Source organism: Mucilaginibacter sp. P2_D11 (assembly GCF_056404435.1).
Genome location: NZ_JBFUEA010000003.1, coordinates 287,040 through 302,328, shown reverse-complemented (window position 1 = coordinate 302,328; position 15,289 = coordinate 287,040). Strand labels below are relative to the sequence as shown.

15 protein-coding genes, 1 tRNA gene and 1 pseudogene are annotated in these 15,289 nt (G+C 44.8%); 13 read left to right on the top strand and 4 right to left on the bottom strand.

Annotated elements, in window-relative coordinates:
• Window positions 1-81: 81 nt before the first annotated feature.
• From AC1DXC_RS06065 to AC1DXC_RS06025, 9 genes are all read left to right on the top strand, one after another.
• Window positions 82-2,256: an FUSC family protein gene (locus AC1DXC_RS06065; protein ID WP_477458245.1), complete on the top strand. Its 2,175-nt coding sequence runs from the start codon at window positions 82-84 to the stop codon at window positions 2,254-2,256.
• Window positions 2,257-2,685: 429 nt separating this feature from the next.
• Window positions 2,686-3,360 carry a cytochrome c biogenesis protein CcsA gene (gene ccsA / locus AC1DXC_RS06060; RefSeq protein ID WP_477458244.1) on the top strand — a complete coding sequence of 225 codons (675 nt, stop codon included), beginning with the start codon at window positions 2,686-2,688 and terminating at the stop codon, window positions 3,358-3,360.
• A gap of 1 nt (window position 3,361) precedes the next feature.
• The gene (locus AC1DXC_RS06055) at window positions 3,362-3,571 is read left to right on the top strand and encodes a CcmD family protein (protein WP_477458243.1); all 210 of its coding nucleotides are present in this window, start codon (window positions 3,362-3,364) and stop codon (window positions 3,569-3,571) included.
• Between the two features lie 151 nt (window positions 3,572-3,722).
• A complete protein-coding gene (locus AC1DXC_RS06050) occupies window positions 3,723-5,159 on the top strand; it encodes a Glu/Leu/Phe/Val family dehydrogenase (protein WP_477458242.1) in 1,437 nt (478 codons plus the stop codon).
• A gap of 274 nt (window positions 5,160-5,433) precedes the next feature.
• On the top strand, window positions 5,434-5,982 hold the full coding sequence (locus AC1DXC_RS06045; protein ID WP_477458241.1) for a hypothetical protein: 549 nt from the start codon (window positions 5,434-5,436) through the stop codon (window positions 5,980-5,982).
• 142 nt (window positions 5,983-6,124) lie between these two features.
• Entirely contained in the window at window positions 6,125-6,685 is a 561-nt protein-coding gene (locus AC1DXC_RS06040; protein ID WP_477458240.1) for a hypothetical protein, read from the top strand.
• Window positions 6,686-6,722: 37 nt separating this feature from the next.
• Complete coding sequence (locus AC1DXC_RS06035; protein ID WP_477458239.1) at window positions 6,723-7,511, top strand: hypothetical protein; 789 nt, start codon at window positions 6,723-6,725, stop codon at window positions 7,509-7,511.
• Window positions 7,512-7,613: 102 nt separating this feature from the next.
• Complete coding sequence (locus AC1DXC_RS06030) at window positions 7,614-9,272, top strand: sensor histidine kinase (RefSeq protein WP_477458238.1); 1,659 nt, start codon at window positions 7,614-7,616, stop codon at window positions 9,270-9,272.
• A complete protein-coding gene (locus AC1DXC_RS06025) occupies window positions 9,265-9,963 on the top strand; it encodes a response regulator transcription factor (RefSeq protein ID WP_477458237.1) in 699 nt (232 codons plus the stop codon). Before AC1DXC_RS06030 ends, AC1DXC_RS06025 begins: the two co-directional genes overlap by 8 nt.
• 144 nt (window positions 9,964-10,107) lie before the next feature.
• On the opposite strand, the gene AC1DXC_RS06020 is transcribed toward AC1DXC_RS06025, so the two are convergent.
• On the bottom strand, window positions 10,108-10,746 hold the full coding sequence (locus AC1DXC_RS06020) for an NAD(P)-dependent oxidoreductase (protein ID WP_477458236.1): 639 nt from the start codon (window positions 10,744-10,746) through the stop codon (window positions 10,108-10,110).
• Between the two features lie 269 nt (window positions 10,747-11,015).
• Window positions 11,016-11,699 carry a heme exporter protein CcmB gene (locus AC1DXC_RS06015; RefSeq protein WP_477458235.1) on the bottom strand — a complete coding sequence of 228 codons (684 nt, stop codon included), beginning with the start codon at window positions 11,697-11,699 and terminating at the stop codon, window positions 11,016-11,018.
• A gap of 183 nt (window positions 11,700-11,882) precedes the next feature.
• Between AC1DXC_RS06015 and AC1DXC_RS06010 the strand changes: the two genes are divergently transcribed.
• A tRNA-Lys gene (locus AC1DXC_RS06010) sits at window positions 11,883-11,955 on the top strand.
• Here AC1DXC_RS06010 and AC1DXC_RS06005 read toward each other — a convergent pair.
• Window positions 11,921-12,877 carry a DNA polymerase Y family protein gene (locus tag AC1DXC_RS06005; protein WP_477458366.1) on the bottom strand — a complete coding sequence of 319 codons (957 nt, stop codon included), beginning with the start codon at window positions 12,875-12,877 and terminating at the stop codon, window positions 11,921-11,923. The two genes, AC1DXC_RS06010 and AC1DXC_RS06005, sit on opposite strands and share 35 nt — an antisense overlap.
• A gap of 104 nt (window positions 12,878-12,981) precedes the next feature.
• Here AC1DXC_RS06005 and AC1DXC_RS06000 point away from each other — a divergent pair, with 104 nt between their 5' ends.
• Window positions 12,982-13,461 (top strand): hypothetical protein, encoded by a 480-nt coding sequence (locus AC1DXC_RS06000; protein ID WP_477458234.1) that lies wholly within the window; start codon window positions 12,982-12,984, stop codon window positions 13,459-13,461.
• A 169-nt stretch (window positions 13,462-13,630) separates the two neighbouring features.
• Here the strand turns inward: AC1DXC_RS06000 and AC1DXC_RS05995 are convergent.
• A pseudogene (locus AC1DXC_RS05995) lies at window positions 13,631-14,164 on the bottom strand (DNA/RNA non-specific endonuclease); the annotation flags it as partial.
• A gap of 42 nt (window positions 14,165-14,206) precedes the next feature.
• On the opposite strand from AC1DXC_RS05995, the gene AC1DXC_RS05990 reads away from it, so the two are divergent.
• Together AC1DXC_RS05990 and AC1DXC_RS05985 are read left to right on the top strand one after the other, a co-directional pair.
• Complete coding sequence (locus AC1DXC_RS05990; RefSeq protein WP_477458233.1) at window positions 14,207-14,902, top strand: hypothetical protein; 696 nt, start codon at window positions 14,207-14,209, stop codon at window positions 14,900-14,902.
• Window positions 14,892-15,095, top strand: a complete 204-nt coding sequence (locus AC1DXC_RS05985) for a hypothetical protein (protein WP_477458232.1) — start codon at window positions 14,892-14,894, stop codon at window positions 15,093-15,095. The genes AC1DXC_RS05990 and AC1DXC_RS05985 overlap by 11 nt, the downstream gene beginning before the upstream one ends.
• Window positions 15,096-15,289: the final 194 nt, after the last annotated feature.

Sequence of the window (15,289 nt, the reverse complement as noted above, 5' to 3'; positions counted from 1 at the left end):
TTAATAAAAAATAATCCCTTTTAATGCAATTATGGTTATTGCGATTAGGGCCCGTAATATTTGTTTAAATTTGCGGGGCGCATGATTATCCCGCTGACTACCTTGATGAAAAACCATGAACGAGAGATAAAGAGCTTTTTTTACAGCCAGTATTTTTCTGATGGGTTGCGTATTTCTACGGGTATATTGCTGCCCTCGCTCGTGGCCATGCAGTTCGGCCATTTCGATCTGGGCCTCACCATGAGCCTCGGTGCCCTGTGTATCTGTGCCATCGATAGTCCGGGCCCGGTGCAGCATAAACGCAACGCCATGGGCGTAGGCAACGGATTGTTGTTAGCGATATCGATGATTACCGGTTACGCCCGTCTCAATCCCTACACCCTCGGGCTGGAAATTACCGCCTTTTCATTCCTTTTCAGCATGCTGGTGGTTTACGGTAACCGCGCGGCATCGGTAGGTACCTCTGCCCTGCTGGTGATGATATTTATGATGGATAAGGAAGTACCGCCACCGGAACTCCCCATGTTCTGCGCCACTATTTTGGCGGGCGGCGTGTGGTACATGCTGTTCAGCCTGGTATTTTTCGGCATACGGCCCTACCGGGCGGCGCAACAAACCCTTGGCGAGAACGTAGCCGACGTGGCCCGTTTCCTGCGCCTGAAGGCCGATTTTTATCGCGTGGAAACAGATATTGACGATAATTACCGGCGATTGGTATTGCAGCAGATATCCGTAAGCAACCACCAGGACGCCGTGCGCGAGATGTTGTTCAAAAGCCGGTTGATGGTGAAAGAATCTACCGGCGCCAGCAGGATACTAGTGCTTACGTTCATCGATCTGGTGGACATGTTCGAACAGATAATGGCTACGCACTACGATTACCGCCAGATTCGTGAGAAATTCGGGCACACGGGCGTATTGGCCGAGATTGCCGATTTCCTGAACAGCGTAGCCGACGATCTGGATAACATCGGCTATGCCGTATTGGCCAACACCCGCCCCGAGAAACTCAACCACCTTAACCATAAGCTGGAACTGCTGAAACAGAAGATAGACGAGGTGGGTGCCGACGACAAGGAAACCAGCAACCTGGTGCTGAAGAAGATACTCATTAACCTGCGCGATGTAAGCAAGAGCATCAGCAACATATATAAGTATTACCACTCCAAGGCATCGGATATGTTATTGAACGATACCCGCGACGTAGAGTACTCCAAATTTGTAACCCACCAGGATTTTGCCCCGCACATTTTTTGGGATAACATCAGCCTCGATTCCGCCACGTTTAAACATGCTTTGAGGGTATCGCTGGTTTGTTTGGTAGGTTATATTACGGCTAAAAATGTGTCGCTGGGCGGGCACAGTTATTGGGTGCTGCTTACCATTATCGTGATACTGAAACCGGGCTTCAGCCTATCCAAGCAGCGCAATTACCAAAGGCTCATCGGTACTATTGCCGGCGGTGCCATCGGTATCGTGATACTCAACTTCATCCCTAATAACACCACGCAATTTATCATCCTGGTGGTGTTGATGATAGGCACTTATAGCTTTCTGCGGCTCAATTACGTAGTGAGCGTTATTTTCATGACGCCCTACGTGCTCATCCTCTTCAAATTCCTGGGCCTCTCAAATGTGGCAGGCGAACGCATCATCGATACGCTCATTGGCAGCGCCATCGCCTTTATTGCCAGCTACGTTATCTTCCCAACCTGGGAATTCGAGACGATACAAACCGATTTGAAGAACGTAATTACGGCGAACATCAACTATCTTAAAAAGGTGCTCGAGAGCCTGTCGGGCAAGCCTGTGCTGGTTACCGATTACAAGCTGGCGCGTAAGGATGTCTTCGTAAACTCGGCCAACTTATCGGCCACATTCGAGCGCATGACCTCCGAGCCTAAGAGTAAGCAGCGCAACATCAAGGATATACATAAATTTGTGGTACTGAACCATATCCTGGCATCGTACACGGCTAATATAGCTTCATCACTCATTAAAACCGGCCCGCAGCAACCCCATGCCGATTTGCTTAAGCTGGTGAAACGCAGCATAGCGGTACTAAAAGAAACTAACAAAAAAATCAGCGGCGAAGCTATACCGCCGCCTGTACCCAAACCTGCAGAAGCTACCAAAACTGCAGAAGTCCCTCCTGCCCCGCTTTCGGTAGAAGATGTGCTGATGAAAGAGCAATTGGGCTTCATCAGTAAAATAACGGTAGATATAGCCAAGGTTACCGAGAGCATCTTGCGGTAAAGCAAACGGCTTTGCTTTGAGGCAGCTATGTGCTGCGTGGCGATTCGACTCACCCCCGCCCCCTCTCTGCTGCGCAAAGAAGGGGAGACATTGGGGCTATGTTTTCCCTTTTATCTTCACCCTCTTTGCGTAGCAGAGAGGGTCGACGCCCGCGCATGCGGGCCGTCGGGGTGAGTCAAATATGCAAGCGAAAGGACACAGTTTATTCATTAGCTCAATAGGCTATTACGCTCTCAGGAAGGGAACGGAAAACCTAAAAGCTTCCCTGGAGGTAAAAGCTCGATGCTTTGCTTTGCACTATCATTTTCTTAATGCTTGCAAACTAAATAATGCAACATGATAACCATTATGCCACCATACTGCAACAATAGCAATTATGAGTTCGGTCACTATTCATCATCAAACAAATAATTACCTTTGCCGCACAATATGAAATTCATTTATCAAACTTGGTGGAAAGTGATAGCAGTACTGCTGGTATTATCTACGTTTGTTACCGGGTTGCTGTTCAAAGTGCCCCGTTTGCCCATTATTCATGAGACTATCCGCAACCTGTACTTCCACGTACCTATGTGGATGGGGATGCTTACGGTGTTCGTGGTATCGGTGTATTACAGCATTAAATACCTGGCCACGGGGAAAGAAGAATACGATATTGCAGCCGTAGAGTGCGTAAACACCGGCCTTGTTTTTTACACCATGGGCCTGCTTACCGGCATGCTTTGGGCCAAATATACCTGGGGCGAATTCTGGAGCGGCGACTCTAAGCAAAACAGCGCGGCCATTGCTTTTTTATTGTATTGTGCTTACCTGGTGCTGCGCAACTCGATGGATGAGGAGCAGAAACGCGCCAAAATATCGGCCATCTACAACATCTTCGCTTTCCCGGTGATGATTGTGCTGATATTCGTGCTGCCCCGAATGACAGCCTCTTTGCACCCCGGCAGCGGCGGCAACCCCGCTTTTGGCAAGTACGATTTGGATAACGGCATGAAGCTGGCCTTTTACCCCGCCATGCTGGGCTGGAGCTTTATTGCCCTTTGGATTGCCACCCTGCGCTACCGCATGCGCTTAATAGAATATAAAAAGAATGCTATTGATTGATATGAAGAAACTTACATTGTTAATGCTTTTGTTATGCAGTATTTCTGTTGCCATGGCACAGCCCGGACAAGACGTTGAAATGGCCGACGCCTTGCGCAGCTCGGGTAAAATTTATGTAGTGATCCTAACCATCTGCATTATTTTTGCAGGCCTGGCCATTTTCTTGTTCAGTATGGACCGCCGGCTGAAAAAATTAGAGAAGGAAAATTAAACCAATACCCCCTTTGGCTGTTTAAACTTTAATGTTGAATTTCTTTACATTTTAAACAGAATAGCATCACTCATAAATTTGCATTATTCGCAAAAAAAGAACCAACTTTGCACAGTTTTTTGAGAGATTAATTTTTTACCAATCCTAAATTATGAATATTAATAATCCGACTGCAAATCAGGATACGCACTTCTTTGGTGACGTATGCAAGAATTTCGATTTTGCAGCACAGTTTACCCAGCATGATGCCGGTTTGCTCGACCAGATAAAATCGTGTAACAGCGTTTACCGTTTCCGTTTCCCTATCCGCCGCGGCAATGGCTTCGAGGTAATAGATGCCTGGCGTGTAGAACACTCGCACCACCAAAGCCCAACCAAAGGCGGTATACGCTACAGCGAAATGGTGAACGAGGACGAGGTGATGGCTTTGGCCGCTTTGATGACTTACAAATGCGCCATCGTAAATGTACCTTTTGGCGGAGCTAAAGGCGGCATCAAAATAAACCCCAAGAGTTACACCGTAAGCGAGCTGGAAAACATTACCCGCCGCTACACCGTAGAGCTGATTAAAAAGAACTTTATAGGCCCAAGCATTGACGTCCCTGCACCAGATTACGGTAGCGGCGAACGCGAAATGAGCTGGATAGCCGATACCTACGCAACCATGAACCCCGGTCAGCTGGATGCTATGGGTGCTGTAACAGGTAAACCTATTGCCCTGCACGGCATTGCAGGCAGGCGCGAAGCTACCGGCCGCGGCGTGGCTATTGCCATACGCGAGTGCGTTGGCGTTGCCGAGGATATGCAGAAGATAGGCCTTACAACCGGCCTTAGCGGCAAAAAAATCATCGTACAGGGCCTTGGTAACGTAGGTTACTATTCGGCTAAGTTCTTGTCGGAGTTCGGCGCCTTGATTGTTGGTCTTTGCGAGTTCGAGGGTGCTATCTACAACGAAGATGGTTTGGATGTGGAGGCTGTTTTCCAGCACCGCAAATCAACCGGCTCTATATTAGGTTACGCCGGTGCCAAACAGGAGTTCAAGAACACCATGGATGGCATGGAGCAGCCATGCGATATTTTGGTACCCGCCGCTTTAGAAAACCAGATAACCACGCAGAACGTAGGCAATATCAAAGCAAAAATTATTGCCGAAGGTGCCAACGGACCGACCTCGCCAGAGGCAGAAGCAGCGTTCTACGCAAACGGCGGCATCATTATCCCCGATATGTATGCCAACGCAGGCGGTGTAACGGTATCGTACTTCGAGTGGTTGAAAAACCTAAGTCACGTAGCTTTCGGCCGTATGAACCGCAGGTTCGAAGAAACCGCCAACCTTAACCTGGTAAATATGGTAGAAGGCATCACCGGCACAGCTTTAACGCCTATGCAGCGCTCCACCATCATCAAAGGCGCATCGGAACTTGAACTGGTAAACTCGGGCCTGGAAGATACCATGATACGCTCTTACCACGAGATACGCGAGATATACAAGAACAACCCCAAAATAGGCACCCTGCGCAACGCAGCTATGGTAGGCGCTATCAACAAAATAGCGGTATCGTACCAAAACCTTGGCGTGTGGCCGTGATATTGTTGTTTTAAAGTTTTAAAGTTGAAAGGTTGGAATGTTAAAGGCATTCCAACCTTTTTAATTGTTGTAAAGTTTAAAGGTTGGAATGTTACATACATTCCAACCTTTTTTGTTTTTGCCTATAAACACTCCAGTCCTACAACCTTTCAACTTTAAAACCTTTCAACCTTACAACATTTCAACTTTCCAACATTTCAACACCCCTCTCCGCAACGGCGCTCTTTTTATGAGCCAAGGATTGAATAATAAATAATATAAGTACATTGATCCGATGAAACGAAACAGCGATTTTAAGAGGCGCGCCAAGCTAAGGGTGGCAAAAAGTCTGGCCAAAAGTAAGCTCGGATGGAAAAAGGAGTTTTTACGTGGCGTTTTGACGCTGGGCGGTTTATTTATCGTTTTTGGGTATCCTATATGGCAATTCCAATCAACGCTTGTGCCTTTATCCATCCCCTTAATTTGCGGCACAGTATTCGGGCTTGGTGTTGCTGCCTTCGTTTTGAAAAAGTATGCAACCATTTGGCTGCTTTCCGTCCCCATCATCATCGCCTCGGGTTTCCTGTTCTGCTCGTTCCTGTTTTTTATAAATGCCGTTTTTGCCGATAGCAAAATAGTAGACATTAAGTTGCCGATGACAGAAAGGTACCGGGGGAGCAAACGTTATAAAGGGGTGGTTATTCGGTTCGACGGCATCAGCAAATCATTAAACGTAACGGGAACCGATGACGTTTTATTCGATGGCGCTCATTATGTAATACTTAAGGCAAAAAAAGGTGCATTGGGGTATTATATCATCAAGGATGAAGAATTAACCTATTGAGAACGGTAAATTGTTGGAAGGTTTTAAAGTTGAAAGGTTGGAATGTTAAAGAAACTCCAACCTTTTTTTGCCGATAAATATTCCAATCCTACAACCTTCAAACTTTAAAACATTTCCCCAAAAATATCGATACCTTAATCGGATGGAAGATAACTCGCAGTTGAGCCCTAGACTAAGCCAGCCCGAACCCTATAGGAAAGAGTTTATGTGGACGCTGCACAGCAAGCTTGGCTGCTGGTCGTGCCTGGTGAAGGTGCCTGTAATATTGGTAGCGGGCTACTACACCTTCTTTTATCCACTGATAGAATATGACCGCACCTTCGTGGAATGGCAGAAACCTGTTACCGCCGGATGCATCTTCGGCTTATTAGCCGCCGCGCTGCTGGCGAAGCGGATCAAACGGCCGCTGGGTTTCCTTGGTGTGGCTTTTGTTGCCGCCTTCATGTTCTGTTCCGTATTGTTCATGCTGAACGACGCATTTTCCTACGGGAAGAAAGTGGATTATAAACTGACCATCATCAATAAATATTCCCGTTACCTTAAAACAGGCCCGCATGCCGCAGTCAAATTCCGCAACAAGCAGCTATCTATCAGTGCTGCAAGCGAAGAGGCATTGAAGCAAGCATCGTACGCGGTGATTACGGTTGATAAAGGGCTTTTCGGTTACGATATCATCCGGGGCGAAAGGTTGGTGAAAGAGTAATACCCATATTTGCAAATATTATTAAAGCACCTTGATAATGCTGAACCGCTTATTTTTTTTATGTTTCCTGTTTATCTTTCCTGTTGCTTGTGTGCAATTAGATAAAGAGCGGTCGGCCAAACCAGAAAAAGAAAGTTCAAAGCCCTATTTGTCTAACCATAAACTTGACCTCAATTCCAATTTAGATACTATAGTTAGTAAAAATGAGGTTTTTGTGGATGGCCTACATTTTACACTTGTTAGCACAAGTCTTAAGACCTACCTATTGAGGGGAAAGGATGACACTATTTTTAAGGTGGCCGAAAATGCACCAATTGTCGATCCCAGAGACGTTAATGGCGATGGATATGAGGATTTAAAAATTGGCTTCACAAGCGATGCCCCGGGTTCGGAGAATTTGTGGCTGTATATTAAGGATAAAAAAACATATAAAAAGGTAATTCATTTTGGTGACTTTCATACCGCAGAGCGCATACCCAAAACCAATTATTACTATTCTTTTGATGCTAAACCGCCTTGTGTAAGTAAGCTTAATCCGAGCGATTCATCACACGCTAAAAGCGAAAAATCCGCAACATATTACACTGGAGAGAATTTAACCAGCGAACTGTTTTATATTAAAAATTTCGAAGCAATAAAAATTGGGAGCCTTAAACAATATATTTGCGATGCAGACGAAATAAAAGGTGTACACATCTACCGGTTTAAAAATGGAAAGGATATTAAATATGCCCAATTCCCGGTTCAAATTCTTGGAAGATATAAGTTTCATGGTTATTTTTTCTTTGAAAAATATTGGACGAAAAATTATAAGTTGTTCTTATGAAGGCGCATGTGCCTTACTCAGCCTTATTTAACCTTAATGAATGTTAACAGATGGGGCCGGTTGCTTTCGGGCGAATTACTTTTACCTTAAGCAACCAAAATCATGAAAAAGAAACTTTATATCGTATTATTTTTAACTACTGTTTTACTAACCGGCATTATTGTGCTGCAGGTTTACTGGAGTTTCACCGCCTATAAACTCAATAAAGAAAAGTTCGACGGCGACATCAACATCGCCATGCAGCGCGCGCTGGATAGCTGTAAAAAAGACTACTTCGACTCCATAAGGGTGGTAATGGTGAAACGGCTTTCGGCACCTGACATCAAAATAAAATTCGACACACTACGGGATGCAGATACCGCCCATTTGGTGATGTTGATTTCCGTCGCCAATAAGTACAGTAATTTTGGCGATAAGCCCTACAATACCACTATACCGGATTATAACTTTTATAAAAAACGGCTAAGTGCCGGCGCAAGCATTCCGGAGGTGCTTACAGAGATTTCTTTTTATCAGCCAATGTTGATGGAAAAATTGATAACGCTTTTTGGGATGGAGGATACTATGGGGAATTTTCTTGACGAAATAGCCTACCATAAAGCGCATCCCGGCAGAAGTATTAATACACTGAATAAACGCTTAGATGCAATTAGATCATTACCGGACAAAGGCACCTATGAGATACCGCCAAATTACCGGAAGGCCGATAGCATAAAGCTTTCTAAATACTTTAGGGAAACAATGCGGCAAATGCATCCCAAAATGCACCCCAGCGATAAATTTAGTTTAAAGATATCAGACAAACCGATACCCGCAGATAGTTTGGACCCGCACAAAATAAAACAGCTGCAATACAGCGAAACAGAACAGTTTACTTACAAATACCACGGCTTTTTATTCCTGCAGCATATGGATAAAAATGCCTTATATGTAAGAGCTGTGTTTGAAAAAGCCCAGTTTGGTATCCTCAGCGAAATGATTGTGATCCTCGGGTTATCTGGTTTTCTGATTGTATTTACCAAATTTTGCCTTTTCTACATCATCCGCACCATCATTCAACAAAAAAAGCTGACCGAGTTGAAAGATGATTTTATTAACAATATGACGCACGAACTGAAAACCCCTATTGCTACGATTACTGTAGCTATAGAAGGCTTACAGAAGTTCAATGGCTTGAACGACCCGGAGAAAACGCAACGCTACCTGCAAACTTCGCGCAATGAATTAAGCCGGCTCGACGGGCTGGTAACCAAAGTGCTGAATGTTGCCGCATTTGAGCGCAAAAAGGTGGTATTGGTAAAGGAGAGAATAGCGATTGACGAACTAATGAATGAGCTGATACAAGCCGAAAAGCAAAAAACAGCCAAGGAAGTAAACATTACTTACATCAATCGCGATGGTATTACCGAAATAGAGGCGGATAAAATGCATTTACGCAACGTAATGCTCAACCTGGTAGATAACGCTATTAAATATGCAACCGAGCCGGTGGATATTAAAATAGACCTAACAAAACAGCATAAATACGCCGTGTTTTCGATAAAAGACAATGGCATGGGCATACCGGCAAAGCATATTAAATACATTTTTGATAAATTCCATCGCGTACCTGCGGGAAATGTACACAACGTAAAAGGTACCGGACTGGGGCTCAATTATGTTAAATACATGGTAGAGGCCCATGGAGGCAAGATATCGGTTAACAGCAAGGTGAACAAAGGAAGCGAGTTCACCGTAACCATCCCTATCAAAAATGGATAAAATAAAGGTACTACTGGCCGAAGACGAATTGGCGCTGGCGCATATCGTGCGCGAAAGTTTGGAAGAAGCCGGCTTTGAAGTGGTGTTATGCGCTAACGGCGAAGCGGCACTACTGAAATACAGCGAACACAAGCCCGATATTTTAGCGCTGGATGTAATGATGCCCAAAATGGATGGCTTTGAGCTGGCCCGCAAAATACGCGAGGCGGATAAAATAACGCCCATCATTTTCCTTACGGCCAAATCGCAGCCTAAGGATGTGGTTGCCGGTTTCGAAAGCGGTGCAAACGACTATTTAAAAAAGCCATTTAGTGTGGAAGAGCTCATCGTGCGGATACGGGTGCTGTTGAGCGCAAACCGCCTGCTGGTGCGCCAACCGGCCGATAAACAAGTTAAAGAGCTGTATCAAATAAGCAACCTGCAATTTAACCCCGCCAAAAACACTCTGCAGCAAGGCATCAATACCTGGCAGCTCACCGCCCGCGAAAGCGATATTTTAAAATTATTGTGCAAAAACCAACACGAAGTGCTACCCCGCAAAACCTTGTTAGACACCGTTTGGGGGGATGATAGCTTTTTCAACGCCCGCAGCCTGGATGTTTTTATAACCAAACTGCGCCGCCATTTAGCCGCTGACCCAAATATCCAAATCATCAACATCCGCGGAGTGGGGTATAAATTGGTGTGGTAGAGGATTTGTTGTAAAGTTTGAAAGTTGAAAGGTTGCAATGTTGTTGTAAAGTTTGAAAGTTGAAAGGTTGTAATGTTCGTGGAACTCCAAACTCTCGCTGGTGATAACCTTACAACTTTCCAACCTTCCAACTTTTCAACGTTCCTACCCGTTCGCAATAAACGGCGCTTTCCGCACAAACTCAGGGCTGCTTAACTGCCCAATCATCCATTTGCCCAGGCTTGATGCGCTGATATGATCGCCGGGGCAATCCTGCAGGCTGGTAATAACATTCGGCAGATCATCTGTTTGCTGTATCAGGGGCAGGCGCACCAGCGTCCAATCGAGTTTGCTGGTGGTCAGCACTTCGTACTCTACCTGTTTGTCGGCGGTTGTTTTGGGATAATTTTGGTACATCCATTGAGTACCGAACTTGGTTTTGGGGCCTTTGTTGTCGAAGGGCGTATCCACATTGAGCCCTGTGGTACTGATGTACCGCTTTATGCCCAGCTCATCCATCGCTTTTAAGATTTTGGCGCTCACATCGCTGAATACCGGCGGCTCGCCAGTGGGCTGGCCAACGGTGCTGATTACGGCAGTGCAGCCTGCAAACAGGTTGAGCAAAACGTTGTAGTCCCGCGCATCGCCTTTAATGATTTCGACAAGCGGATTATCGGTATGCGCCGATTCAGATGTATGTTGGAGGAGTTTGATGAATATGCTCTGAGCAAGTAATTGTTTAACAAGGTATTTACCGGCCTTACCGGTGCCGCCTATAACGGCGACTTTTTTATGTGGTTGCATATTGTTCTTTATAAAAATGAAAAAAGGAAATGAGTGTTATGCCGGGTGGGCATAAAAGGGCACGGCCGTTAAAGGCTATGCAAATGGATGGGATATTTTATAAAGAGATTTTAATAAGCCAAAGATAGACACGATTTCGGGATTTAAGGATTAATCAGGATTTAGAATCAAAATTTTCCGATTTCTTTAAAAAATCAAAGAAATTTGAGGGAATTTGAAGAAATTCTCAACGTTTCAACCTTCAAACTGTCCAACTTTTCAACCTCTCCCTAATCCCGCCATAAATACGGGAACAGCAGCAACGAGGTGGCTATAACGATTACGTTAATGGCCGCCAGTACGCCGATGTTGCCCAGGCTGAGGCCCCTATCCAGCCCGTCCATAGCGGCTTTGCTTATTTTGATGAGGATGAGTATAACGGGTATGATAACCGGGAAACTCAATATCGCCATCAGCGTACCGTTGTTGCCGGCTTTGGAGGCAATCGCCGATATCATGGTGAACACGGTGGAAAAACTGATACTGCCCATCAATACCGCAAGGAAGTAAAACAGCAAGTCGGCAACGGTATTGGTGAAAAACAGCATATAAACCACCAAGGCAAGCACGCTCAGCAGGCCCATCAGCAAGATGTTATAGATGGTTTTAGAAAGGATAATGGCTTGCGGATGAGCAATGGTGTAATAGTATAACAACCGTGCTTTGCTCTCCTGCATAAAACTTTTAGCAATGGCATTTACCGATGCAAACAGCATAATTATCCAAAACAGGATGTTCCAAACGATGGGGTAACCACTGCTGTTTTTAAAACCCGGGTTAAGGTTGAACGATATATAGCAAATAAACACCGTAGATACGATATACAACAGCACGCCATTGAAGGCATATTTGGAGCGCCATTCTAGTATAATCTCTTTTTTAAGCAGGTTGACGGTTTGGTTAAAAAGACTCATCGCCACAAATATACTAATTATTGCGCCTATGGTTTAGCGGTGAGTTGTTGCAAAGCCATGCCGTATGAACCCATCGCTACAGGCAATCAATTTTCTGGCAGCATATTGACAAATACCTATTTGTTTGCTCACATAAAGCTGTATATTTGCAACCCGGTAAAAAAACACCGGAACCACTACCACGACTCGGTAGCTCAGCTGGTAGAGCAAATGACTCTTAATCATTGGGTCGAGAGTTCGAATCTCTCCCGGGTCACCTTAGACCGCAAAGCAGATTTAACACCTGTTTTGCGGTCTTTTTTTTGCTCAAAAACAGCCTTTACACTATCAAAAACGCAGATTGCATCATTTACAAAAAGAGTTCGATGTTGTTCTCCATCAAAAGTGAGTTTTTGAGTAGACTGCTTTATCGGCGTATCGCCATTGGCGTAGCGCAATTTGACTGTGATGCATCCTGTAAGATAGCCCTTGTGCCGAAGCCGGAAACCTAACTCTTCAGTCAACCTTACCACACATGCATGCATCATTTCTATATCTATCGTATCCTGTTCAAACGTGTGCTCTATCGTCAGGCTTTTCTCTTCCATCTGTTCAAGTACCGGGCTGTCATCGACCCCATTTGCATGGCGTGAGATTTCAAGGCCTTCTTTCCCAAACATGTTCTCCATATAAGGTAGCGGCATTGCCGCCAGGTCACGTATGGTGCGTACACCCATTTTCCAGAGCAATCTTGCGGTCTCACCGCTGACCATTGGCAATTCTGTAACAGGCGTCGGTGCCAGAAAAGTTCGCTCATACCCGTAAATTACTTCAGCTTCACCGTTTGGCCTGGCATCGTTTGTTGCGATCCGACTGACAGTTTTATTGGATGCAAGGCCGAACGATACAGGCAATCCGGTCTCCTTAATTACATATTCCCGAAGTTCACCGCTGTACTTCATACAGCCGAAATGTTTATCCATACCAGACAGGTCCGCATAAAACCTTTCTAGGCTTGCTTTTTCCAGTTTTGGTACTTTTTCCTCAATGATCTCCTTAACCATATCCGAGTATTGATTATAGCTTTCATAATCCCCCCTGATCAATACCAGTTGCGGACAGGTCCGTTTGGCCAGCTTGATCGGCATTGCCTTATCTACACGAAAGTCCCTGGCTTTGGCATTGCATGACATGATAATTCCACGGTCGCCAGTGCCGCTGGAACAGGAAGATCTGGCGTTCCAGCTCCTTCACTATAGCGACAATAAAATAACCGATACGAACTTAAGTATAAGCGAATTTTATGAAAGACATTTATGAAATTGAAGAGCATGAGGGGTATGAGATGATCACTTGTGCTAAACGTAAATTACAGATACAGGTAATTCATACCGAACGTGTTGCCGAGAATCTTCCCGACGATGCAAGTATTGCCTTTGCTACCGTGTTTCCGGGAGTAAAACCGCTTGGTAATAAACTGGATATAGAAGTTTTAACGGCTTTTTGTATCATCGAACCTGAACTGATTGATTTTGAACCATACTTTGTGCATCCGGTATCGATTATGAATGCTATCCATGACTACTTCGGCCGGATATTCAAATGCGCATTTGACAAGATTGAGTTTTCGCCGGCTTATCAGCGCAGCTTTATTGATACCATGTCGTTGGAACCGGAGAAAATGAGTTTTGAATTACGGGGTTACATGAGCCGTGGTATTTCTGAAGAACTATTGGATTTCTTCCAATGGAAAGAAAAGCATTTGCAACCGCTATTGAATTAGCCCACGATGCCAAAACAACTTCGGATGGCCGGAATAAGGTAATGAAATCTTCCGTCAGCCTTAGTAGGCAAATGCTTGATATCCGATTAGGGCTAAGCGATAACCTGCCGACGATTATCAAAACGGTTGAGTAACAAACCTTTCTCTTTCGTAAATATGCCAAAGTCAATTGGTGCGGGATCCAGGTCAGATCATTATAAACGGGCCGAACAAAGTAAAAGACGCCCTCATTCCGTTGCAGGTACCGCTCCATAGAGCGAAACAATTTCCCCTGTGCTGAAAGACCCCGGTTCAGTTCCTTCAATTGCGGGTATAAATTCTGGTCGATCTGACCGTCATTGCAATGTGCAATAAAATGCCCTTTGTCATAACCTATATATTCCGGCTGATCCTTGAACGCTCCTAAAAATTGCTGCATCCTTTTGCTATCACGCTCTTTTGTCCCCGCAGATGACCGCCCATAAACGAATACTACCCGCGCCGCACGGGAATAGATGTCAGTACTTTCGTAATCCTCCGTGCAATCAAAAAATAACGTATACAATCGACGGGCTGCATCGTTAAAATGCCGCACCTCCGCGTCATCAAACTCGTCCTCGTACGCTGCTGTTAATGCATTACGGAGTTCCTTCTCCAAAAAAGCCACACAACTCTCGTAATCTCCATCCGGGATATCCCCGAACAATTTGTAATAAGCGATCATGCCCTTAAATTAATATTTTTATATTTAAACTCCTGAAATCCTATGGCCAAATCGTTTGAGTCAAATCTTGTTATCCTTTTAGAAACGCACATTGCGCATGAAAGCCCTTTGGTGATTACCTGGAAGTGCGTACACTGTGGCGGACAGCATAACGGCAATTTGCTAAAAAAAGTAAAATCAATTGCGCTGGTTGAAGGAGACATCAGCCTGTTGGACGGAGAAAAAAAAACATTCGCGCTTATTCATATTTCCAAAAATAAAAATCCAAAAACAGACCTCTCAGATAGTTACCAGCAGCAAGGCATTATTTACATCCAGGTAAACCCATCAGGTCAGCTTGAACTTCCTCTGTTCGTCAATACCTGCCTTAATCCGAAGTGCAAAAAATGTAGCAATTTTTTACAGGATAAATCTATGCTCATTATCAATTCGGAATGCTGGAAATGCAACAGTCCAATGAAAATCGCCATGCTTGATGGCCATTGTTATCATCCCGGACCGGAGGCTTTTACGCCCGGTGAACTGGACTTCGCCCGTGACCAAGGGGTAATCATCCAAAGCAACTTCAGCTCCGTTCGCAGGGAATCCTATCTGTCTAATACTTGCCCCGCATGTGGTAAGCTGACCGGGGAACATTATTTGTTTACCGGGCATTACAGCCCGGCGATATGTGGACATTATACCTACACCAGCTACCCGATGGGTTATTACTGTGAACACTGCATATATGAGCAATAAAAAACAGCACGCTAAAGACAAATTCCCTGAAGAACTTATACGGGAATGGGAGAACTCCGCCGGGGTAAATTTTGCGGTGGCATTAGCCAGATTGACGGGCTGGCTGTTACATGTAGATTGGTGGACGCCAAGGCATGGCGCTGCCATTAACGACCGGAAAAACTCTCTGATTTACTCGCCAGACACATTATGATCAACTATAAAAAATCAACTAATAATGCATTAGAACCTGTCTAAATTTGATTTGTTAAAAATGTTACGATGATTTGGCGGTCAAAATTAGAGGATTGCAGCAGATTTTATTGCAAAAAACGGTGTATCATTAAACCTAAGAAGCTTGTAAATGCCTTATAACATCTTCAAATTACTGTTTTTAGACAGCTTCTT

Excerpts from the sequence above, each read along its gene's own strand:
- AC1DXC_RS06065 (WP_477458245.1), top strand. The coding sequence starts at position 82 with ATGATTATCCCGCTGACTACCTTGATGAAAAACCATGAACGAGAGATA.
- ccsA (WP_477458244.1), top strand. The coding sequence starts at position 2,686 with ATGAAATTCATTTATCAAACTTGGTGGAAAGTGATAGCAGTACTGCTG.
- AC1DXC_RS06055 (WP_477458243.1), top strand. The coding sequence starts at position 3,362 with ATGAAGAAACTTACATTGTTAATGCTTTTGTTATGCAGTATTTCTGTT.
- AC1DXC_RS06050 (WP_477458242.1), top strand. The coding sequence starts at position 3,723 with ATGAATATTAATAATCCGACTGCAAATCAGGATACGCACTTCTTTGGT.
- AC1DXC_RS06045 (WP_477458241.1), top strand. The coding sequence starts at position 5,434 with ATGAAACGAAACAGCGATTTTAAGAGGCGCGCCAAGCTAAGGGTGGCA.
- AC1DXC_RS06040 (WP_477458240.1), top strand. The coding sequence starts at position 6,125 with ATGGAAGATAACTCGCAGTTGAGCCCTAGACTAAGCCAGCCCGAACCC.
- AC1DXC_RS06035 (WP_477458239.1), top strand. The coding sequence starts at position 6,723 with ATGCTGAACCGCTTATTTTTTTTATGTTTCCTGTTTATCTTTCCTGTT.
- AC1DXC_RS06030 (WP_477458238.1), top strand. The coding sequence starts at position 7,614 with ATGAAAAAGAAACTTTATATCGTATTATTTTTAACTACTGTTTTACTA.
- AC1DXC_RS06025 (WP_477458237.1), top strand. The coding sequence starts at position 9,265 with ATGGATAAAATAAAGGTACTACTGGCCGAAGACGAATTGGCGCTGGCG.
- AC1DXC_RS06020 (WP_477458236.1), bottom strand. The coding sequence starts at position 10,746 with ATGCAACCACATAAAAAAGTCGCCGTTATAGGCGGCACCGGTAAGGCC.
- AC1DXC_RS06015 (WP_477458235.1), bottom strand. The coding sequence starts at position 11,699 with ATGAGTCTTTTTAACCAAACCGTCAACCTGCTTAAAAAAGAGATTATA.
- AC1DXC_RS06000 (WP_477458234.1), top strand. The coding sequence starts at position 12,982 with ATGAAAGACATTTATGAAATTGAAGAGCATGAGGGGTATGAGATGATC.
- AC1DXC_RS05990 (WP_477458233.1), top strand. The coding sequence starts at position 14,207 with ATGGCCAAATCGTTTGAGTCAAATCTTGTTATCCTTTTAGAAACGCAC.
- AC1DXC_RS05985 (WP_477458232.1), top strand. The coding sequence starts at position 14,892 with ATGAGCAATAAAAAACAGCACGCTAAAGACAAATTCCCTGAAGAACTT.